Below are 22157 nucleotides of genomic sequence, written 5' to 3' on the forward strand. Positions count from 1 at the left end.
CAAAAATATGGAGGAAATACAAATTATCGAACAGACTGTGAGAGCATTAGCCACTCAATGGAATGATGTTGATAACTTTATCTCGTACAAATGCTACAATGGTAAAGGCTCAGAGAATATGTATGTAATAACCATTTCTGGAATTGACTTCAATTGTATAGTGGAGAATGAAGTCAATAGAACGAATTTTTTGCGAATAAAAAATAGAGTTGAAGAGTATAGGTCAAACAACCAGGAACCATTCATGTTGGTGGCTAGTTATGTTAATCCATTTCTGTACGAAGAATTGCGTAGGCATAATATTAATGTTGCTGACACTGCTGGTAATTGCCAAATAAGATATACGAATGGTGCTAACGTGATGTTACAGCTTTCTCATACAGGGGAGAAAGAACCTGTGAGTATAAAGAAAAGCTATCCTCTGTTCCAAGAGGCTGGATTAAAAGTAATCTTTTTACTCTTACAAAATCCTGACAATGTTAGCAAAACATACAGAGAGATTAAAGAGCTAAGTGATGTCTCTCTCGGTACCGTAAAAAATATCATTGATGAATTGATAGCACGTAAATACATCTTGATCTCAAAAAGGAAAAGAGTATTAAAGGAGCGTCGTCAGTTGCTTGATCTATGGGCTGAGAACTACAATAGGATACTCAAGCCAAAACTATTTGTTGCTCGGTTAGCATTCCGAAGCCAACAGTATAGGGAAAGGTGGCAGGAAATCTCCTTGCCAGAAGGAATGTATTGGAGTGGAGAAGCAGCGTCTTATATACTCAATGGGTATCTTCTACCCCAGTCTTTTGAACTTTTTACTGACATTCCTATATCAATGATAATGAAAACAGGGGCAGTACGTACAGCAGATGGCGAAATTCTTGTATATCGAAAGTTTTGGAAAGAAGATACTCTACCATACATATTGATATATGCTGATTTAGTAGGAAGTGAGAATAGTCGTTGTATTGAAGCTGCTCAAAAATTATTAGATAATGAACTTTCAGATTTCAAGTGAAAAGATAGATAATCCTTTACTGATTGAACTTCTGAGAAACGTTAGTCGGTGCTTTAAGGAGATAGATCAAGATTTCTTTGTTATCGGAGCTACGGCACGTGATATTTTGATTCGTCAATTAGTTGGGGTTAGTTCTCAAAGAAGAACAAGAGACTTAGATTTAGCCATTGCTATTCCAGATTGGGAGTCATTCAGCCAAGTAACGCATACTCTTGTGAATAATGGTTTTGAAAAAGATTCAAATATGCTCCAGCGTTTCTATTATCGGTCGTATGAATTGGATATTGTTCCATATGGAGATGTCGCAGAGGATGATGGTTACATCTACTGGCCTCCAGAAGAGAATATTGCGATGTCTGTCAAAGGCTTTTCAGAAGTCTTGTCCGAAGCCATAACTGTGAGTATTGACAATGAGTTTGATATAAAGATAGCATCTCTTCATGGTCTATTTGTCCTAAAATTCAACGCTTGGCTGGATCGAAATGTTCAAACAAGTAAAGATGCCGAGGACATGTCATTTATCATTGACAATTACTTTATTGTAAATCTGGATAGGCAGTTTCATTCTGAGGTTTATGATTGGGAGAATTTTGATGATTATGTAGTTGGTGCATATTGGCTTGCATGCGATATAGTTGGACTACTTCCTGAAGAACATCTTAAGTACTATATGCAATGCCTTCAAAGGGAAGTTGAAAAAGAGGAAAACAGCCGACTTATCCAGCAAATTTTAGATAACTATGGCTCATTGTCATATGAGAAAGTCTTTCTTGCTTTTCAAAAGATGATTCAAGTATTCAAAAAAGAACTAAGCTGATGGATATATTAGTTGAAACTCATAGCAAAGCCTATTATGATGAGAATGGAGATTATATCCTACATCAAAGTCTATCTAATGGAGATAAACTCATTCTTTTAGCTGATGGAGTAGGAAGTTTAGACTATCCTGAACTGGCTTCTAATATCGTGTGCAATGCTATTAATGAATATGTGAGTCTAAATATCAATAATGATATTGATGTAGTCAGACTGTTAGGAGCAAGTATAGAATATGCAGATACCCATCTAGCTAATACTAGTAAGGAGCTGGGATCTAAAATGGGCGTTGCTCTTACTTTAATATATATCCAAAGAGGAGTGCTTTTCTACTCTTGGCTAGGGGATGTCCGATTGTACCTTCAGGAAGGAGATGGGGAGATTACTCAACTTACAAAAGATGATGTACTTGAACAAGATGGACAGACCTATCTTACTTCACACATTAGTGGGAGGGGATTCCGAAATCCTGTATCCATTAAACAGTATCCTCTCAGTTCAGGTGATATCCTATTGCTCTGTAGTGATGGATTCTATAGAAGTCATCGTATTGAAGAGAGCTTCACAGCTACAGAACTCACCTTAGATGCACCTATATATGATGATAGCTCTGTAATCAGAATAAGCATCAGGTAATTTAATAACGTAGAGAAAGTATATAACTTGCGAATTATCGGCAATATATTTGCTTATTGCCGATAATTCGCTCTAGTTTGATATTGGAAATACTTGCAAAATGTCCAATGTATAGTTGGACAAAAGCCTTTTTATCGCCACTTGGGACGGTAGCCGTTCTTGAGAGAGTCGTTGTCGTGCTTTTGTGATTGGCTTTCTTGTGGCGTTGTAGAATCAGACATTGATACTTGACGCGATTGCGTGGGGCTTTTACTGATTTGGTTTGACTGCTGTTGCTCGGAGCTGTCATCAGTGTCGGAGGGAGGAGCGAGGGAGAGAGCGATTTTGCGGTCAAGCTCGGAGGCCTGGCTCTTTAGGGAGCGAAGCTCCTCCTCTTTCTTCCAAGAACCATTGGCTATCTCCTTGTATGTGGAAATAGAGGCAGTCACCTTTGTAAGTTCCTTCTGATGACTCTCTATGACCTTAGGGATACGCTCTAGAGCATTGACGAAGTTGCGACAGGCTAGCTTTGGGTCAGTTGCCAAAGCTCCATTGTTGTAGGTGTAGTAGATATTACCCTCGCCCTTCACGAAAAAGCGGTTTTGCGTCAGTGCAAACAGTCCATCCTTAGCAGAGCTCTCCGATTTTACGAGGATAGGAAAACCATACACCAGCCCTACCTCTAGATATTCATTGCCTGTACGAGCCTTCTCAGCTATCTCGTGCAGTCGCTCTGCAATTTGCTTCTCGTCAGTCACACCTTCTACACCCTTTATCACGATTGCATTGAGTGGCTGTCCTGCTTCATCACGCTGGGCCACACTGTTGTACTTGCTCCAGTCACTCTCAGCTTGAGCAATTCTACTCTTATGGATATTCGCCTTAAACTCAATCTCTCCAATTGTATTCAGTGCCTGGTCACGCTCCCGATTAAAAGCCTTTCGCTCCGATTCTAGAGCAGTAATCTTCTTCTCTAATTTTGCCTTCTCCAAGAGGTCGGTATTACCAGAAAGCACTGCCACATACTCTGAGAAGTTTAGTCCGCTATCCTCATCCATAGCTCCCTCGTCTATCGTTCGGCTACCAAGCGAATTACTCTTAAGCTGATTGATGAAGAGCTGCTTGTTGTGTAGCAGATTGAACTTATAGCTATCAAGCGACCGCTCTACAGCATAAATAATAACATCCACCTTGTTATCTGCGTAGAGTTTTGCCACTTCATTACCCTTACGGACGGCACGCCCATTGCGTTGTTCCAAGTCGGAAGGGCGCCAAGGCGTGTCGAGGTGATGCACTGCGACTGCTCGTTGCTGTGCATTCACCCCAGTACCCAGCATCTCAGTAGAACCAAATAGCACTCTAACCTCTCCTCGATTCATCGCTTCTACCATTGCCTTCTTCGCTCGCTCCGTCTTACACTCTTGGATAAATCGTACTTCTGAAGATGGGATACCATAATCCTCCGTCAGCTTCCGCTTAATCTCCGAGTAAACCGACCACTCATAGGGCTTGTAAGTCCCTAAATCAGATAATACAAACTGCGTTCCCTTCTGCTTGTCAAACTTCTGATAGTAGTCCGAAATCATTCTAGCACAGTGAGAAGCCTTATTGTCAATGTGGTCTGAGTACTCTTGAGAAATCATCCTCATATCAAGGCTCATCTTGCGAGCAACATAAGTGGAATGTAGAAACAAGCAGAAAGATGAGGCATAAATATCCGTTATAGTCTGTTTATCAGTAAAATAACTATTTATTGCTTCGATGATATAAAGCAAAAATAGCTAATAAAAAGCAGAAGATGTGTGGACAAATCGTAACCCCTGCAAAACATAGCAAAAAAGGGTTACGAATAAATCTTTAATCTGCTTATACATAATGTTTTGTTGCTTTTTCTTGCATCTAATTTCTTATCCATTCAAGACGTTTTATGAAGTATTTTTATGACTAAAAAATAACCCGTAAACAGAATGGAAAAATCAAAGTTATCCGTGTCGTTTTTTCTAAAACGGCAACGAACAGACAAGCAAGGTAATGCACCTCTTATCGGACGCATACGAATAGAGCGTTTATCAGCTCAATTCTCTACCAAAATACACGTTCCAATTACTCTTTGGGACATTCGTAAACAGCGATTGTTGGGTAAAAGCCATATTGCACAAGAATGCAATCAAGCCATCCAAACGATAAGTACTGAACTTTACAAACGTTATGATGAACTATGCTTAACAGAAGAGGTGGTAACGCCTCAAAAACTCAAAGAGCGATATCAAGGGATAGCCGAAAGCCAAGATTTGCTCATGGTACATTTTCGAAACTATGTGGAGCAATATCGCCAAAGAGCTGGTATTGACCGCTCTTTGAAAACGTATAAAGCCGTACAATATGCTTATCAGCTTATGGCAGAATATCTTTTGTCTGAACACCATGTAAAAGATATTGCACTTTCTTTATTGGATAAAGAATTTATTGAGCATTACTCCGACTATCTCTTGGCAATACGCCCCTCTCGATTAGCCTTAGTAACAGTCAATCGGTGTATATCTATATTTATGTCAGTGGTTTCTCTTTCGGTAAAAAAGGGATTACTCCCTTTTAATCCTTTTGACGGATTTGTCAATAAACGCCCTAAAGCTACGCCACGACCTATAACGGAAGCGGAACTTAATCAAATTATTGAGTTACCTATTGAATGGTACAACTATCGTTTGGTAAGAGATCTGTTTGTCTTTTCTTGTTTCACAGGAGTTGCTATTGGTGATATTCGAGCATTGAAAGAAGAAAGTATCACACTAAATGACGATGGCACTCTATGGCTCAAGGGGCATCGACAAAAGACAAAAACACTGTTTCGCGTTCAACTCACTTCACCTGCTCTTGCTATTATTGAGCGGTATAAGGGAAAGCGAACGGGGTATCTTTTTGAAAATGTCACTTCTGATATTGTTCAAAATGCGATGAAATATCTTCAAAAGGCAATTGGAATGGAACGTTCGCTCACCTTTCACATGGCTCGCCACACCTTTGCTTCGGTGATTACGCTCGCAAAAGGTGTCCCCATCGAGACAGTATCTCAAATGCTCGGACATACCCATCTGGAGACAACTCAAATTTATGCTCGTGTTTCTTCCGATAAAATTTGGGAAGATATACGTGCGGTGGAAAAGAAAATCAATAACCGATATAAACTGATCTATTAACCTTTTCAAATATCAATTATATATGGCACGAAGTACATTTAAGGTTCTGTTTTACCTCAATCGGTCGAAGCAGAAAAAAGACGGCAGATGCCCTATTATGGGACGTATTACAATAGACAAAGAACAAGTGCAGTTCAGCTTGGGATTGCAGGCGTTTCCCGATGATTGGAATCCATCGAAGGGAAGATGCAAACAAAAGGGAGAGGAATACAAACATATCAATAAGCAAATTGATATGACAGAAGAGAAAATAGCCTTTTACTATAAACTTGTACTTCAGGAAGATGGTTACGTTACGGCTGAGAGAGTGAAAAATGCTTTCATAGAAAAACGAGAACAAATTCCTACGGTATTAAAAATCGGATATGAATACCTATCAAGCAGAAAACAGCTTGTTGGTATTCAATTAGCATCTTCTACCTATAACAACTATGTACAATCCTACAAAGCTCTCAAAGAATTTCTTAATGAAGTCAAACAAGTGGAAGATATTCCTTTCAAAGAAATTGATTACAGCTTTATTCTTGATTATGATTTCTTTCTAAAAACGACGAAGCGACTATCCCTCTCCAGTGCAGGGATGCGTATGCTTCTTTTACGAAGAATTATGGATTGGGCTCGAAAGAAACGCTTAGTTATCGGAGACCCATTTTTGAATTACAGAGTGGGCAGTGAACCAAAGTATCGTAAGTTTCTAACTGAAGAAGAATTATATAAGGTTCTGCAAACTCCTATAAAAGACAGATATATCAACTATATTCGTCATCTTTTCGTGTTTTGTTGCTTCACGGGTATTGCCATTACAGATTTACAAGAGCTAACCCCCAAGCATATTCATCAAAACACTGACGGCTCACGAGAGCTTCGACTTACACGAAAGAAAACAGGTGTAGAAGCCATTATACCTCTATTACCAATGGCTGAAGAAATTATGGCTTATTACAAAGTTGAACGAAGAAAGGATAATGAACCTTTGTTTGAGCGCATTACACGTAGACGTGTATCGGGGGCAATTAAGCTCGCAGGAGAAATTCTTCAGATTAAGAAAGGGCTCACTTTTCACATGGCTCGACATACCTTTGCTACCACTATATGTTTATCAAACGGTATCCCAATGGAAACGTTGAGTAAAATACTTGGACATCGCTCTATCGCAACTACTCAAATTTATGCGAAAGTAGTAGATAAAAAGATTAGCAACGATATGCAACAGCTTGTAAATACTCAAAAAGAGCAATTGGCTCAATTCACCTACTCCATTAAACAAAATAATTTATCAAACACTCAAATACTCTAACGTTATGAAAACAATCAAGATGAAGGAACAAGGCAAGCATAAAAGCAGGTTTAATTATTACGAAATTCGATTGCGGAGCTATTTACGGGATTATTTTCCCGAAAAACTCCATGATAATGCCTTTATTCGAGAGCGGAGCGATTTTGCTTCCGAGAGTTACGAGCAAGCCTTTTTGCAAGGCTATTCGCCTGATGAAGCACACGACATTGCAATGGAAGTGTTGTTTGCCGATTTACACTTCTCGTCCTATTATCTCATCGAGCAGATTTTGGAGAATGAGTTTGACAAAGAGATTGAAACAAAAGATCTTCAATCCATTGCTCTTTCCCTTGTAAAACATAATGATATACGACAAGCTATTGCTCAATATACGATAGACAAAGACTTTGATGGTTCTCCCGAATACGACCGATTATACACAGAGCTGACAGGTCTGATAGCAATGCTTTTCGAGCAACGAGAACGATAAGAAAAGCGTTTTTAGGTCTTCTGTTCGGCTTTGCTTTTGCTTAGCAAAGGAAGTAACGGCAGACTTCCTCTATCAAGGTCGAGCCTTGCGGTTTGAGAGGTGATTTTTTTAGTTATCCGCTCTTTTCCGCAAGGCTTTTCTTATACTTGAAAAAAATCACCCCTCAAAACCTTGCTTTAGGAAGTCCTGCGTTACAAAAGGAAATGCATCAGCAAAAGCATACGCCTTACTTCGACCTTTAGACGCATAAATTTTCTTTTAGGCTCCTTGCTTGCTCGGAAAGCGAATCGGCAATGTCATTGAACAACACCCAGCAAAAAGCTCCGCCCCCTTCTCTCATTACCGCATAAATATATGATTTGCTAAACAGCTACATTACTACATAGCTGCATTGCTAAACAGCTACATTGCTAAATTGCTAAATTGCTAAATAGCTAAATAGCTGCATTGCTAAACGACTAAATAACAGTAGTATAACATAAGCGACTAATAAATTTACTGACTTACTGACCAATTGACTTACCGACTAATTGATTTACCCACGAATTAACCTACCGACCAATTGACTTACTGACTAATTGATTTACCGACCAATTGACCTACTTACTAATTGACTGACCTTATTTGAAGGGGACTTGAAATCAGCATTTTCAAAGAATTTTCTTTTTCCCGTATTTTCCCGTTTTATCACTATTTATAGACAGCGAGGGACAGTAAGGGACAAAATCCCCAAAAGCTGTTTCTTTTCGCATATATTTGCCTTTGTCATTTGGAGCAAGAGTGGGCAAATGCTTGCTTTTTCCATGACCATAAAAAGCAAATAACCAAAATCTAAACTATTATGAACGTAACGATTATTGAACGAAAGGCGTGGGAGTATCTCCAATCCGCCTTTACCGATTTTATTCACAGGAGCGAAAAACTCTTGGGTAGCCCCAATCCACCATCGGAGTGGTTAGACAATGCTGATGTATGTCGTTTGTTGAACATCAGCAAACGCACGCTGCAAACCTATCGTGATACGGGTATCTTGCCTTTTGCAATGCTCCGACACAAAGCCTTTTATAAACGCTCAGACATTGAGATGCTTTTGGGAAAAGGCTGTTTAGAAGACGAATCCAATCTATGAACCAAATATTAGTACTATGGACAATGAAATCATTACGAGGGATGACCCTCGCTTTCGACTCTTCTTACAACTGATGGAGAGCTTGTTACAGAAATTAGAAGTTTATTGTCAGACGACCAAGCCACTTTTTAATGGTGAGCAATACCTCACGAGCGAGGAAGTCTGCGAAATGCTACACATCAGTCCTCGCACTCTGCAAGAATATCGTTCATCGGGGCTGTTGCCGTTCTACAAATTAGCAGGACGAAGCAAAGCCTTATTCAAATTAAGCGATATTCAAAAGGTCTTAGAAGAGCATTATTATAACCCTAACAAATAAAATCTATGACTATAGCAGAAAGACGCGAGCAACGCCTAAGAGAACTCCAAAAACAGCACTCCTTTTCAGATGAGTTTCTTAGAAAACTCCGTGTTGATGAAGACGAAAAGATAGAAAACTCAAATCCCTCGTCAGAGCTTACTGCATCTGACAAGATAGCCTATGACAAGTTAGAGCGTTTTAGACAACAATACTTAAAAGGTCAGAGAATTCAAGAACGCAAAGCCGTCTATATATCAGAGAATACACGGAATCGGTTAGGTCTTGTTGTGCGAAGATTAGGTGAATACGAGACCACCTTGTCAAGCTATATTGAACAGATTCTTTTGAAGCACTTAGAGCGATATGAAAGAGATATTGATGAATGGAGAAAATTATAATAATCAGTGCATAACTGAATGCAGTGTTTCATAAAATGATTGACATCAATGAATGCAGAGAAGAGAGTTTTGGGTTATCCAAAACCTATATATGTGGGTAATATTGCAAGACGTCAGTTTGTAGCCACAAACTGCGCTTGCCCCTTGCGGGGGAATAAGCCGTAATCACTCTCGTTCTCATCGGCTATGGGTAAAAAGACACAAGACAAGAAGACGGTCGTCTTACGGCTGCGATGCACCGAAGAGGAGAAAAAGAAAATGCTTTTTCGGGCAGAAAGAACGGGCAAAACTTTTTCCGAATATGCTCGAGAATGTTTGCTGAATGGGGAGATTGTGTCCGTCCCCCAGCTGACCGAAAATGAAAAAGAGGCGTTGTATGTTCTAAAACGAATCGCTCAGTTTTTTACTTACATTGCGAATCTGATTAAGACCAAAGATGAAACATGGGTACAGACGACAAAAAATCTTTCCATAGCAACACGATATGCCCTAAGACGATTCTACGATGCACGCTACAAGATCCCCGATGAGATTTATGATATGCTAAGCCTAAAGCCTTATGATTGCCAAATGTAAAGCCATTGCACACGGACGGAAAGCACTCGAATATATCCTAAAAGAAGGCAAACTCAAGAATGTTGTTCGAAGCCATCAGTTAGCAGGGAGAGGAGCTCAAGAGATCTACGAAGAGATGACGATGGTTAGCAGGTTCAATAGTCGTTGCAAGAATAAGTTCTTACGCATTGAGATCGGTATTGCTCCGACCGACGAAAAGAAAATGAGCTTGTCTAATTTGCAAAGCGTTGTGGATGACTTTGTCGAACAGATGGGACTGAATGAACATCAACTGATTGCCGTAACGCATAAGGATACGGACAATCTGCACGTGCATATCATTGCCAACCGAATGGATATTAACGGAGCGGTCTATGACACCACCTTTGTCAGCAATAAGGCTTCGAGGATCGCTGAAGAATTGGCTCGCAAGTACGGCTTGACGGTTGCGAACGACGTTGCTCAACGAAAGCGAGAGCAGAAACGTCAGCACGAGAATCCATACGCCAAAAACAGCAGACAAGAGGTTAAAAAGTATATACAACAGAGTGCTTACCGACTATTGAGCGAGCGGACGAATGGCGAAAAGGGAATGCTCCAATTCATTGATAAATTGAGCAAATTAGGAATTGCGATTATTCCTGCACGAAACAAACAAGACAAAGTCTATGGTTTACGCTTTGAGTGCAATGGTGAAACATTAAAAAGCTCAGAGATTGGCAGAGAATTTGGCTATCGCTCCTTATTTATCCAGTTTGGATTGCAGGATGTAATGAAGTTCTCTGGAAATGAAATTAAAGGCAAATCGGCTGTTCCAATACTATCCCCGAATACCAATAATCAAACTGTAACCGAATCGCTTGCTAATACCGTTGCAAGCACCATTGACAATGCGGTAGAAGCCGTAGCCAACACTTTTACAACAGAATCGGCTATCTCCTCCGAAATCGCCGAAGCCCAATGGCAACGCAAGCTCCGCTTCCAAGCTAAAAAGAAACGGGGAAGGAGAATGTGAATTAAAACAAATGACCTGAATTAATCAAGACTTAATCTGACAATTACGTATAAAAAGAATAAATTTGTAATACAAAAATAGATTGAGTTATGACCACATCAGAAAAAGTCATCAAGGACAAGTTGGGACTCCTTGAACTTTCCCAACAGTTAGGCAACGTGTCACGTGCTTGCAAAATTATAGGTTACAGTCGTGACAGTTTTTATCGTTTCAAAGAACTCTACGAGCAGGGAGGAGAGCTTGCCCTGCAGGAAATCTCACGAAAGAAGCCTGTGATAAAGACCCGTGTAGAGGAGCACATAGAGCTGGCAGTGGTTCAGATAGCCATAGACAACCCGGCTCTGGGACAGGTGCGTGTATCCAACGAGTTGCGTAAAAAAAGCATATTCGTATCACTTGGAGGAGTTCGCTCCATTTGGCTACGGCACGATATGGAGTCCTTTCAAAAGTGCTTAAAAGCATCGTCCGCAAAAGTAGAACAAGAAGGAATAATTCTTGATGAGAATCAGGTGGCTGCGCTGGAGAAAGCCAAGGCGGAGAAACAGGCGCATGGTGAAATAGAGACTTATTACCCTGGCTTCCTTGTGGCACAGGATACTTATTATGTCGGGTGTATAAAAGGCGTAGGGCACATTTACCAGCAGACGGTCATTGACACCTATTCAAAAATCGGCTTCGCCAAACTTTACAATAGGAAGAATGCTCTTGTTGCGGCAGACATGCCTAATGACAGCGTTGTTCCATTCTTTGAACAGCATGAACTGAAATTGATGAGGATGCTTACCGACCATGAGACCGAATATTGTGGAAACAAAGAAACGCATGAATATAAATTATATTTGGCCATTGAAGACATTGACCACACCAAGATCAAAGCGAAAAATCCACAGACAAACGACATTTGTGAACCATTCAACAGAATGGTACAGAACGAGTTCTACACTATTGCCTTTAGGAAGAAAATATACGCTTCGATAGAGCAGTTGCAGACTGACCTTGGCAGTTGGATAAACTCCTATAACACGCAAAGAACGCATTCTGGCAAATACTGCTTCGGTAAAACACCCATGCAGACTTTTATTGAAGGTATACAGGTAGCTAGAAAGTATAGGTTACAAGATACAGAGAGAATACAACCAGATGAAATAATTAGTGCTTCGTCGGGTTGTGAGTGTGAACAGAGTGGCGTATCGTCGCAACAAAAATCTGACACTTTTTTTTGCCCGATAGTATCCAAAATGTCAGAACAAGTCTTGAGTATTACAATTTATCTGTAGACACTTAACTTAAAAGCTATATTATTTGCTTTTTCTATTAGGATTAATCCAATTGTCAACTTTATCATACAATAATTGAAAAATGGTTCTTTTTGTTATTACAAATCTACAATTCATTGTCATTCCCCTCTTCAGTTCTCCTTCACACCCATTCTTCAGTTTCAAATAAGGACTATCAATACTACAGAGAACCTTAAAGTACGGAAGCATCCCCTCTTGGCTTTCTATTAAAGTTATATCGTTAAACACCTCTACCACCTTTCCTGAAAGGCTCCCCCATTCATTATAGTTGAAAGCATCTACTTGCATTCTCACTTCTTGACCAGTTTGTATATACCCAATATCCTTAGGAGGGATCAAACATTCTGCATACAGCTGACGATCTATTGAAAGCTCAAATAACTTTTGTCCCTGCTGTACAAAGCTTCCCTTGTCAATGCCTTCAATACGTTGAATAATCCCAGCGATAGGAGAAGTCACAACGGACTCTTTATGCTCTAGCTTTAGTTGTTTAATATGTGTACTCAATTCTCTCTGTTCTGTTATGTACCTATCTAATTCAGATTGCCACTCACTAGTTTGCCTATTGGCTAGTAAGTCCATAGCAATCCTAGAATTGTCATACTCTGCCTTTATCTTTTCAAATTCAGCCTTTGAAATATCTCCATATTCAAATAGCTTTTTATTACGCTGGTAACTATCCGAAACACTTTGAAGTCTTGTCTGGAGTTCAAAAAATTGAGATTTATAATAACTAAGCGACTTTCTATACGCAGGAGACAATAACCGGACGTCAGAATCACTGACTTCCTTCATAGCAATCCCGATAAGATATCGGAGGTCTCTTATATAATCAGATACTTCACTAAGTCTATTTGCATACTTAAAGTGCTCATTCTGTATTTGGTCGGCGTTTAGCAATAAAATGGTATCACCAACTCCTACCTTACTATTCTCTCTTACATAAATATCATCCACAAATGCACTATATGGACTATTAACGACCACTCGCTCACCAGGAGACTTGGCAATTCCTAGAGCTGTAGCATTAACATCAACCTTAACAAAAAAACTCAGGACAAAGACAATTAAAATGACAAATAGAACAATATTATATATTATATGTGTAGAAATATGATTGTCCTTAATAAGCTTTTCTGAGGAGTTTTCTATTATATCAACAGGAAATATCTGCTTACTCATGACCTAATTATTTATATAAGATTGCCCTTTGTAGTAGTTTAACACTCTTGTTTTGACTTGTAGTTTTATCCGAAAGTACATATACTCAAGCTCTGCCTCTAAAAGCTGATTATTTGATGATTGCAACTCAAAAAGACTTATCGCCCCCTCCTCAAACTTTCTTATAAGAGATGCATTTGCCGTGCGAGTAAGTTCCAAATTATTTTCAGACAGCTTCGACTGTGTATCTAAAGCCTCTATCTCGCTTTGGACTTGTAGTATTATGGCTTCAAATCCATTTCTATATTCATGAAGGTTATGATTAGAAATCGCAAGACTACCTTTAGCTTTGACAACCTCATGCTTTGCTCTAAAACGATTAAAGATAGGGAAAGAAATTGTTACTCCCACAAAATAACTGAGATTATTTCGAAGTTGATCTCCCATAGAAACCATTTTATTAGAACCATTTCGCAATAACGAATTGGAATTACTTTTTACTAATCCATTCAAGATTAACGATGGATAACTATATTGCTTTGCCACTACAAGCCCATCTTCCTTTGTTTCCACTTCCTTCGCTAGCTTCCTAAGATAGAGATTATTCTCAAGATAGGGCTTAACCTCAACATTTCTCCCTTTAAAATCCGTAGAGGTAATTCCTATCGGCATATCCTGCTCTATTACCAGTGTTTCACTGATAGGAAAGTTCATTACCCGTTTTAGCCCTATAAGACTCTTGTCGTATTCTAGCATAGCCTTAGACACCTCCAATTCTGCTTTAGACAATGCAGCTCTCATCTGAGACAAATCTGAAATAGAGCTTCCTCCTAAGTCATACATCCTTTCAAGTCGCTCAGTTTGGTAAGCATAACTCTTCACCATTTTCTTTCGTTGAGCTACTACATATGCGTTATACAAAACCTCGAAGTAGGCCATCATCGTTTTCTCCGCAACATCCTCTCGAGCCAGTTGAATATTAAGCTGTGATATTTCTATATTCCTCTTGGATACCTTGTAATTGTACGTCAACTTCCCTCCTGAATAAAGAGGCATTTGGAGTTTGAGTGCATAGATATTCCCAAACAATGTATTATACTTGGGATTGTTGGAAAGACTTTTCTCCTTATCTGTACTATTAAGGCTCATTGACACATCTGTCGAAAAATCTATTGTGGGGAAATATGCCCAATACGCTTGGGTTCGTTCGGAATTGGCAACCACACCATTCTCCATCTCTATTTGGACTTTTGGGTGATTATTTACCGCATATTTAATACATTCATCCAAGCCCATAGTAACTCCTTGTGCAGAAGAAAACACAATTGGACAAAGAAAGAGGATAAAAGAAATAATTACTTTTCTCATAAACATATACTCAAGTATAAGAAAACACAACGAACATAGTAAAACTAAATAGAACCCGTCATTTGCAAGTGAAATAGCCTTTTGTAGACCTCAGAATTCTCCATTAAATTCGAATGTACACCTTCTGCCACCACTTTTCCATCATCCAACACCACTATTTTATCAGCATCAGTTATAGTTCCTAATCGATGGGTAATAATTAATATAGTTCGACCCTCCTGCTTCATTCTCACGATTGCATCCTTTACATACTGTTCGCTCTTGGAGTCTAGTGCCGAAGTTGCTTCATCCATCACAACTACTTTAGGATTTCTATACAGCACTCGAGCTATAGCCAATCTTTGCCTCTGGCCTCCACTAAGTTTCACGCCATTCTCACCTACATTAGTTGCAAAATCATTAGGCAAATTCTGGATAAAGTCAAGCATCCCAATAGAGCTACACACATCTACTATTCTTTGGACATTAGGTGTACTATCACCCAACGCAATATTTTCAAGAATAGATCCCTCAATCAAATCTACTTTCTGTGGCACTACACCGATAATATTTCGCAAAATACTATTTTCAATATGCTTTATATCAATCTCCCCAATCTTGATGCGTCCTTCAGTCAAGGGATATAGATTTTGTAATAATGAGGCAAGGGTAGATTTACCCGATCCACTCTCTCCTACAATCGCTGTAATGCTACCTTTCTTGATTTGCAGATCAAGGCTCTCAAAGATTTTGGCACGTGTCCCATAGGAAAAAGAAACATTCTCGAAGCTAATGTCTCCTACATGTTCATCACCAATGCTTATTTTTTGCTCTTCATCCTCTACTTCCAAGTCCATGATTTCGAACAAACGATCTGAAGCGATTTTGGCATCTTGAAATTCAAGATTCATCCCTATAAGACCCCCAATAGGTCCAATAAAGTACCCAATCAAGGCATAAAAAGAGAGCAATTCACCAGGAGTAATCTCATAGTCTAATACAAATACAGACCCAGCCCACAATAGAACGATTGTGAACAACTGCGAGATCACCATAGAAGCAGTACCTGCACTTAGAGCATTCACCCCAGATCTATATGCGGTATTCAAAAGCGCTACAAATTTAGTCTCGGTCTTGATATTGGCAAATTCTTCTACTCCAAAGCTCTTGATAGTTCGCACCACATTGATAGACTCGACGAGATGAGACTCCAAATTCGCTGCTTCTTCCATTATTCTTCTTTGGGTTTTCTTATTTGCCTTATTGTATATCCAATAAATTGTAGCATACAATGGTATTGCGAGTAGTATTATCAGTGCCAACTTCCAATAGTAGGTAAACATCAAAGCAAAAGCAAAAAGAATAGTAAATACCCCCGTAATCAAAGATAATAGTGTGCCACTAATAAATGATCGCACTTTCATAGCATCCCCGATTCTTGATATTAGCTCCCCAGTACGCATATTATCAAAGAAAGATTGTGGTAATCTGATCATATGCTTATAATAACCGAGAATTAATCTTATATCAATTTTCTGCCCTATTTTAAGCATAAATATTGACTTACAGTAGTTGATAAAAAGACTAAGTGCAAGTATTATTACCATAACAACACCCATGAGGTTCAATAGGTTATTGTTATGGTTGGGAAGAACAAAGTCTACAATCTTCTGTACAAATATAGAAGTCCCCAATCCCAGTATAGTATACACAAGAGATCCAAATATAGATTGGATAATAACTCTTTTGTGAGGCTTGAGCAAATACAATAACCGACTAGTAATTGAAACCTTCTTATCCTCTTTCCGAAAGGCCTCCTCATCAGGCAGCAAAATCACCAAGATACCAGTCCACCTCTCCTCTAACTTAGCTAGTGACCATTTTTCCAACTTTCCACTAGAGGGATCCATTATCTGCACCCACTTATCAGTGAACTTATATATCACCACATAATGTTGCAACCTACCATCAACAATAGTATGAGCAATAGCGGGCAAGGGTATCTTTCCTAGTGGCTCTAGGTTTGGGGTGCCATCCTGCCTCAAAGACTTCACCGCTTTGGTCATAAAGCCGAGCTTCTCCGCAGCTGTGATTAACCCCAATACATTTGTACCCTTTCTATCTGTGGATGCCATTTGGCGTATTCGAGCAATCGGCATCGACAATCCATAGTAAGCCGAAATTGATGCTAGGCAAGCTGCACCACAATCTGTTATATCGTGTTGCTTTATCTCGATTACACTCATAAACTAGGTTGTAAAGATTAGCTCGTACACAAGAGGAGTAGCATTTATCAATAAATGGACCGTATATATCGACGCAAGCGGATGATTCCCTTGGCGTAGATGATAGCCAAATACGAGGAGTATCCCAGGGAAAAAGGCAAATATAACATATACCATTGAGTAAAAATGCAACAAAGCAAATACAAGACCAGTAGTCATAATAATAAGCCACATTCGCTTTCGGAAGAAATCTATCTTACTCAATAAATAATATGGGAGTGCTTGAAAAAGTGCAGTCTCAATCAGAGGGGTTATAAGAATAACAATGGCGTAATCAAAAACACTCTGAGGTGGATCTAAGTTTTGTGATGAAGGTAGTTGAATACCACTAAACCTAACCAACATATTAAAAGAAACATTCCAAAGACACCCGACAGCCCAGAAAATACTCACAAATAGTAGGGCTGGAACATTTGTAAGCCACCTAAAAATCTTGTTCATACCATACTATAAAACTTACAAGAAAAACTCTTGAGGAAGATAATATAAACTTATCCTCCTCAAGTGCAACTTATCGGTAAGACCTCTCTAGTAATCTACTGAAGTCTATCCTCAAGAATCAAACCATCAGTAAGGTTTACTTAAAAGGCACTGTTAACATATTATAACCGCCTTGTTCTACAATCATTTCCACGTTCTTTTCCATTACGTATTTGGCTGCTTGACCAACAGCTCTAGCACCAGAACTTACACCATATGCAATCCAATACCATAGAGATTCGCCTCCGCTGAACTCCACATATTCATTAAGGGTAAGGTCTTCAAGCCCGTTGATTCCTGAATTTTCAAAAAAATCTAATCTTTCCATAAAACTCTGTTGTTTACCATTAAAGTATAGTTATCTAAATAAAGCTCTTTCCTCCTTATTTTTGAAAAAAGCGAATAACACCTCTAATAAGGTCAGGACCGTACAAAAAAATCACTGAGACTAATAATCCTATACCTACAGCCATCAAAATTAAGAGGACGGGCTTCATTATCTTTCTTTCAGTTCTAGTGTCTCGGTTTTCTTCCATTGATACCATCACTCCAACCTTCTCGAACATCCTGGAATTCTGTTATAAAAGTACTAACTAAAGCACCAGCCACAGCACCGAGGATAATTCCCGTAACTACTCCTATTCCACCATCCACATCTCTCACTTCTTCTTCTCGCAAGGGTTCTAAACCCACTACATTTAAATCAAATTCTTTCATCTTCTAAAGTTGTTAGTTATAAACTAAAATTGAAATCTTTGGCAAACTTAAAAAGAAAATAAAATATGACCAAATTTTTGAACAACTATCTCGTATTTGTAGATTTCAGTATCAAGTGCAACTCTAATTTCAAATGTTTCCAATATTTCAGATAGACCTTTGAAAAAATGTTCTATCAAGTATGTAATTTTTATATTTTCGCTCTTGTTTGCCATGAATATTGTATCTTTGCTGAAAAGAAAAAGCGTTCTTTGAAGGTTAGGAAAAGTAGTGCAGAGAAAAGCACCTCACTTGTTTCCAAATCGTAACCCTTTGTACGAAATATATTTTTAAATAACTGATAATCACCCATAAGTATATTTAATTCTCATTTTTCGTGCATAGTCTGTGGCAATGAGCATCTTTGCCTTTTCCTCACTCTCACTCAGCGGTGCACGCCCCAAGAGCGTGGCATTACCCGTCTTGGCAAACTCCATCAGTTTAGTAATAAAAACTTCTTGTTCGGGAGTTGGCGGTATGTTGTGCAGTATCTCATTCTTTTCAGGTCTATCTATCCCAATGTCCTTAGCTGTCCGGTAATCACAAATCTCCGCATAGAAGGAGGCAAGCTCTGGCACCTTGATAAACGTCCTAAAGCGTTCCTTTTGGATGATTTCATTGGTGACTGAGAACTCGTAGTCGGTGGACTTCTTGGCGAATACGGCCGCCCAAGCATCAAAGGTATTGATGCCTTGCTTCTCCAAAGCTTGTGGACGGAGATATTTGAACAAGAGATACAGTTCGGTCAGAGAGTTACTGATGGTTGTTCCTGAGAGAAACGTTGCCCCCAAGTCTTTGCCTGACCGCTCCTGAATAGTGCGTAACGCAAAGAGCATATTGAGAGCCCTTTGTGAGCCATCTGGATTACCTAAGCCACTTACCCGACTGTGACGGGTGTTAAAGAGTAGATTCTTAAAGCGATGACTCTCATCCACAAAGAGGTGGTCAATACCCATCAGCTTAAAATCCACTGCGTCATCCTTACGCTCTGTAAGGTCATCAGCAATGGTCTTCAGTTTGACCTCCAAGTTTTCCTTTCGCTTCTCCAACCCCCGTAACATACTGCGAGATACCTCCACCCCTTGTTGCCTAAGCACCTCAAGGTTTTCCTCCACAGAGTCCAACTCCTTTTGGAGAATTGCCTCCTGCACTTCCAAGGATTGTGGAATCATTCCGAACTGCTCATGTGTCAAGATGATACAGTCCCAGTCATTATTCTTGATGTCGTTGAAGATGCGTTGGCGGTTCTGCTTCGTAAAGTCATTCTTCCCAGGATAAAGCACCTTGGCATTGGGGTACGCCTTGCGAAAGGTGTCCGCTATGTCAAAGACATTTGCTTTCAGCCCAATAATCATTGGCTTATTTGCTAGCCCTAGTCTCTTCATTTCATAAGCAGCTACGCACATAATGAGCGTCTTGCCAGCTCCCACCTCGTGGTCGCAGATACCTCCACCATTTGTTTTCAGCATCCAGACCGCATCCTTTTGGCTCTTATAGAGTGCAGGGATACCCAGTCCTTTTAGGTCAAGATGAGGAAAAGTCTGATGTGTACCATCAAAGTCGGGACGGGCAAAGCAATTGAATAGCTTATTGTACCGCTCTGCCATCTGCTCCTTAAAGGTCTCAGGCTGTCTTCCCAGCCAATCTACGAAGCTTTGCCGAATCTCTTCAATCTTTGAGTTCGCTTGCTGAATCTTCTCCCCATCCCTTACCTTAATCGTCTTCATCATCCCCGATACAGGGTCTGGCACCTCCTTACTTTTATTGATTTCGGGGATGGTGTTCTGCAGAGCATGTCCTAATAGCTTGATACCATCATACCGCCTAAACTCTCCCTGCACCGCATACTTGTTCCATATATTGGCATTCTTACGCTCACACTGTACAGCATACTCATCCATATTGGCGTGGTACGAGACATCCACCTCCGTGCCAAAGAGATCCGATGCAAAGAGCGAATAGACCTTACTCGGGATCCATCGCTCCCCTAGATTGAAGTCTAAGTCAGCAAAAGGGACAGGCGTAGGAATAGCAGCTTTGAGAGCCGAAAGACTTCGCTTCGCCTCTTCCACGTCGGGATGCTCCAAGAGCCATGACTCCAATCGCTCCGCTTTCTCAATGACATTGCCCGAGATGTACTTATCGGCAATCTCGTAGTTACCCACCTCGGGATTATAGAAGATACGGTCTTCTAATTCGGTCACGAGGTCGCTCTCTTCTGTTTCGGGGAGTAGCGAAGCCATATAGCCCAAGTCCACCTCCCCAAACTTATTGAGCGAAGCGGAGAGTGCCTCCAAAGGGTTTGCCACGACTGTAAGCTCCTCATTCGAGAATGCGGTAGGGTGGTCAAAGATATCTGCCTTAACCAGCTTTCCATCGATGCTTCGCTCCAAGAAGAGCATCTCTACCCCAGTAGCATCCATCTTGATAAGGTCCACATTGGAGCGGTCATTGAAGTGTCCTCTTTGTGCTACAAAAGCATCGTAGAGGCGATTGAGCTTCTGTCGCTCCTCCTTATCCTCCACCCGATTGTGAGCCTCATAGTCATAAAGACGGTGATAGCTGTCCCTTATCTCCACATACTCCTTTAGCTTCGAGAGCTGTCCATAGGACAAGTCCATCGGATTGAAAAGAGGACTACTCTTTACTCCCGACAAGAAACCGATCTGACCATTCTGAACCACAATGGAGCCATCACGCAGGTGACTATCGGGAAGTGAGAGAAAAGGTCGAGGAGATGTATCAAATACCTTCTTCACCTCCTTAATGGGCTTACCCGTATTGGGTATAATATCCCCCTCCTCATCAAAAGAGAAGAGTGATGGCTGGGTCATCTTAGGAGTAGCTCTCTTGGCACTCCTTTTTGGAGAGGCAGGCTTAGCCACACTTTGTTTTGACTTCTCTTTCTTCTCAGTCTGAAGTTCCTTATTGACCCGATCCACCTCCTTTGTCCATTGGGTATATTCCTCTGGAGCAAAAAGTGGTAGCATGGATGCCTCAGACCTCTCATCGTACAGCGTTGGGTCATCTATCGGGTGATGATCATCGTCAAAGTACACCAACTTACCACCCATCTCCCTCGGTGCTTCAAAGTCAGTGCGAATAACCCTCTCCTCCTGCTGATGCTGCTGCTTCTCATAGAGCTTTTGAAGTGAGAGTACTGGCACTCCCTCGGGAGCGACCTCTTCCTCCACTTCCTGCTTTTGTGTGTATTGCTCGCCAATGTACTCTTTGAGTTCTTCAATCTGATGGAGCGGCTTCGGATCAAAGTAAAGGTCACGCTCAATGCATAGTCCCATCACCTTAACCTCTCTCATCTCTGCCAGCGACATATAGCCCAACTCCCAGCCATAGCCCATGGTGGTCAATCCAAAACCAAGTTCCTCCTTCGGTTCATATTCTAGAATATAAGAGGTGTAGGCACCCATCGGGAAGAAGTAACGTCCATAGGCAATCTTATCGCCCAATAGCTTTATCTTCTCCGTGGCATAGAGCTTAGGCAGCAGCTTTTCCAGAGGCTTAGGCATTAGGTCGTAGGCATTCTCAGCCCCTTTTTGAACCACCTCCTGCTCCTCTTGCTTTACTTCTTTCTTTTGCCCTAGCACTCCAGTCTCATAGAGGGAGAGGTCAAATTGTTTACCCATATCTATAGTCAGTTGCTCCCGAATTTCATTGGCAATCCCCTCTACACCGCCTTCGTGGGTATAAACCCAAGTGGGCTTGCCATAAGGGTCGCTTCCTATTCTTTTGTCTGTAGCAATAATCCGCTGGCGAGCTTCTTCTCCCTCAAAAAGAGCATTGTGGGTAAAAGCGATACTAAAGCCATCACCCTTAGACACAGCATAGCTCTCAATAAAGAACTTCTCCAGGGGAGTCAGTTCCTGCTTATTACTCTGTTTCTGTAGGATAATCAAGTCACTCCCCACCTCTGTCCCTGCATTCTCTGAGAACATGCCCGAGGGGAGCCTCAGTGCAGAGACGAGGTTGCTATGCTCCATTAGATACCTCCGAATAGGCTCATTTTTA

General features: G+C 40.5%; 19 protein-coding genes and 2 pseudogenes. 12 read left to right on the forward strand and 9 right to left on the reverse strand.

What is annotated here, in order from left to right; translation table 11 throughout:
* The first annotated feature begins 7 nt into the window (after positions 1-7).
* From IX315_RS04900 to IX315_RS04910, 3 genes are read left to right on the forward strand one after another with little or no spacing between them, the layout of a single operon-like run.
* Complete coding sequence (locus IX315_RS04900) at positions 8-1012, forward strand: type IV toxin-antitoxin system AbiEi family antitoxin (RefSeq protein ID WP_211830932.1); 1005 nt, start codon at positions 8-10, stop codon at positions 1010-1012.
* Positions 990-1829, forward strand: coding sequence for a nucleotidyltransferase (locus IX315_RS04905; RefSeq protein WP_211830930.1), 840 nt, complete (start codon positions 990-992; stop codon positions 1827-1829). The genes IX315_RS04900 and IX315_RS04905 overlap by 23 nt, the downstream gene beginning before the upstream one ends.
* A complete protein-coding gene (locus tag IX315_RS04910; protein ID WP_211830928.1) occupies positions 1829-2464 on the forward strand; it encodes a PP2C family protein-serine/threonine phosphatase in 636 nt (211 codons plus the stop codon). Before IX315_RS04905 ends, IX315_RS04910 begins: the two co-directional genes overlap by 1 nt.
* 131 nt (positions 2465-2595) lie before the next feature.
* Here the strand turns inward: IX315_RS04910 and IX315_RS04915 are convergent.
* Positions 2596-4131, reverse strand: a pseudogene (locus tag IX315_RS04915) (helicase-related protein); the annotation flags it as partial.
* Between the two features lie 279 nt (positions 4132-4410).
* Between IX315_RS04915 and IX315_RS04920 the strand changes: the two are divergent.
* The 9 genes from IX315_RS04920 (at position 4411) to IX315_RS04960 (ending at position 12081) form a co-directional block, all read left to right on the forward strand.
* Positions 4411-5640 (forward strand): site-specific integrase, encoded by a 1230-nt coding sequence (locus IX315_RS04920; RefSeq protein WP_211638818.1) that lies wholly within the window; start codon positions 4411-4413, stop codon positions 5638-5640.
* 22 nt (positions 5641-5662) lie between these two features.
* Positions 5663-6937: a site-specific integrase gene (locus IX315_RS04925; protein ID WP_134849847.1), complete on the forward strand. Its 1275-nt coding sequence runs from the start codon at positions 5663-5665 to the stop codon at positions 6935-6937.
* Between the two features lie 4 nt (positions 6938-6941).
* The gene (locus IX315_RS04930; protein WP_134849846.1) at positions 6942-7406 is read left to right on the forward strand and encodes a DUF1896 family protein; all 465 of its coding nucleotides are present in this window, start codon (positions 6942-6944) and stop codon (positions 7404-7406) included.
* Positions 7407-8247: 841 nt separating this feature from the next.
* The gene (locus tag IX315_RS04935) at positions 8248-8535 is read left to right on the forward strand and encodes a helix-turn-helix domain-containing protein (protein ID WP_134849845.1); all 288 of its coding nucleotides are present in this window, start codon (positions 8248-8250) and stop codon (positions 8533-8535) included.
* A 16-nt stretch (positions 8536-8551) separates the two neighbouring features.
* Entirely contained in the window at positions 8552-8854 is a 303-nt protein-coding gene (locus tag IX315_RS04940; protein WP_134849844.1) for a helix-turn-helix domain-containing protein, read from the forward strand.
* Between the two features lie 5 nt (positions 8855-8859).
* A complete protein-coding gene (locus IX315_RS04945; RefSeq protein ID WP_134849843.1) occupies positions 8860-9234 on the forward strand; it encodes a DUF3408 domain-containing protein in 375 nt (124 codons plus the stop codon).
* A 186-nt stretch (positions 9235-9420) separates the two neighbouring features.
* Complete coding sequence (locus IX315_RS04950; protein WP_134849842.1) at positions 9421-9810, forward strand: plasmid mobilization protein; 390 nt, start codon at positions 9421-9423, stop codon at positions 9808-9810.
* The gene (locus IX315_RS04955) at positions 9794-10804 is read left to right on the forward strand and encodes a relaxase/mobilization nuclease domain-containing protein (RefSeq protein ID WP_134849841.1); all 1011 of its coding nucleotides are present in this window, start codon (positions 9794-9796) and stop codon (positions 10802-10804) included. Before IX315_RS04950 ends, IX315_RS04955 begins: the two co-directional genes overlap by 17 nt.
* Before the next feature lie 89 nt (positions 10805-10893).
* The gene (locus tag IX315_RS04960) at positions 10894-12081 is read left to right on the forward strand and encodes an IS481 family transposase (protein WP_211837243.1); all 1188 of its coding nucleotides are present in this window, start codon (positions 10894-10896) and stop codon (positions 12079-12081) included.
* 21 nt (positions 12082-12102) lie between these two features.
* On the opposite strand, the gene IX315_RS04965 is transcribed toward IX315_RS04960, so the two are convergent.
* From IX315_RS04965 to IX315_RS05000, 8 genes and pseudogenes are all read right to left on the reverse strand, one after another.
* Positions 12103-13284 carry an HlyD family secretion protein gene (locus tag IX315_RS04965; protein ID WP_134849839.1) on the reverse strand — a complete coding sequence of 394 codons (1182 nt, stop codon included), beginning with the start codon at positions 13282-13284 and terminating at the stop codon, positions 12103-12105.
* Positions 13285-13287: 3 nt separating this feature from the next.
* Positions 13288-14631 carry a TolC family protein gene (locus IX315_RS04970; protein ID WP_167620631.1) on the reverse strand — a complete coding sequence of 448 codons (1344 nt, stop codon included), beginning with the start codon at positions 14629-14631 and terminating at the stop codon, positions 13288-13290.
* Positions 14632-14675: 44 nt separating this feature from the next.
* Entirely contained in the window at positions 14676-16856 is a 2181-nt protein-coding gene (locus tag IX315_RS04975; RefSeq protein ID WP_134849837.1) for a peptidase domain-containing ABC transporter, read from the reverse strand.
* A gap of 3 nt (positions 16857-16859) precedes the next feature.
* Positions 16860-17336, reverse strand: coding sequence for a CPBP family glutamic-type intramembrane protease (locus tag IX315_RS09870; protein ID WP_134849836.1), 477 nt, complete (start codon positions 17334-17336; stop codon positions 16860-16862).
* Between the two features lie 136 nt (positions 17337-17472).
* Positions 17473-17703 (reverse strand): hypothetical protein, encoded by a 231-nt coding sequence (locus tag IX315_RS04985; protein ID WP_134849835.1) that lies wholly within the window; start codon positions 17701-17703, stop codon positions 17473-17475.
* A 185-nt stretch (positions 17704-17888) separates the two neighbouring features.
* Positions 17889-18092: a hypothetical protein gene (locus tag IX315_RS04990; protein ID WP_134849834.1), complete on the reverse strand. Its 204-nt coding sequence runs from the start codon at positions 18090-18092 to the stop codon at positions 17889-17891.
* Between the two features lie 47 nt (positions 18093-18139).
* Positions 18140-18307, reverse strand: a complete 168-nt coding sequence (locus IX315_RS04995) for a hypothetical protein (RefSeq protein ID WP_167620630.1) — start codon at positions 18305-18307, stop codon at positions 18140-18142.
* A 147-nt stretch (positions 18308-18454) separates the two neighbouring features.
* Positions 18455-22157: pseudogene (locus IX315_RS05000) on the reverse strand (DUF2958 domain-containing protein); the annotation flags it as partial.

The sequence above is a fragment of the Porphyromonas levii genome, assembly GCF_018206105.1.
GTDB classification, from domain to species: domain Bacteria; phylum Bacteroidota; class Bacteroidia; order Bacteroidales; family Porphyromonadaceae; genus Porphyromonas_A; species Porphyromonas_A levii.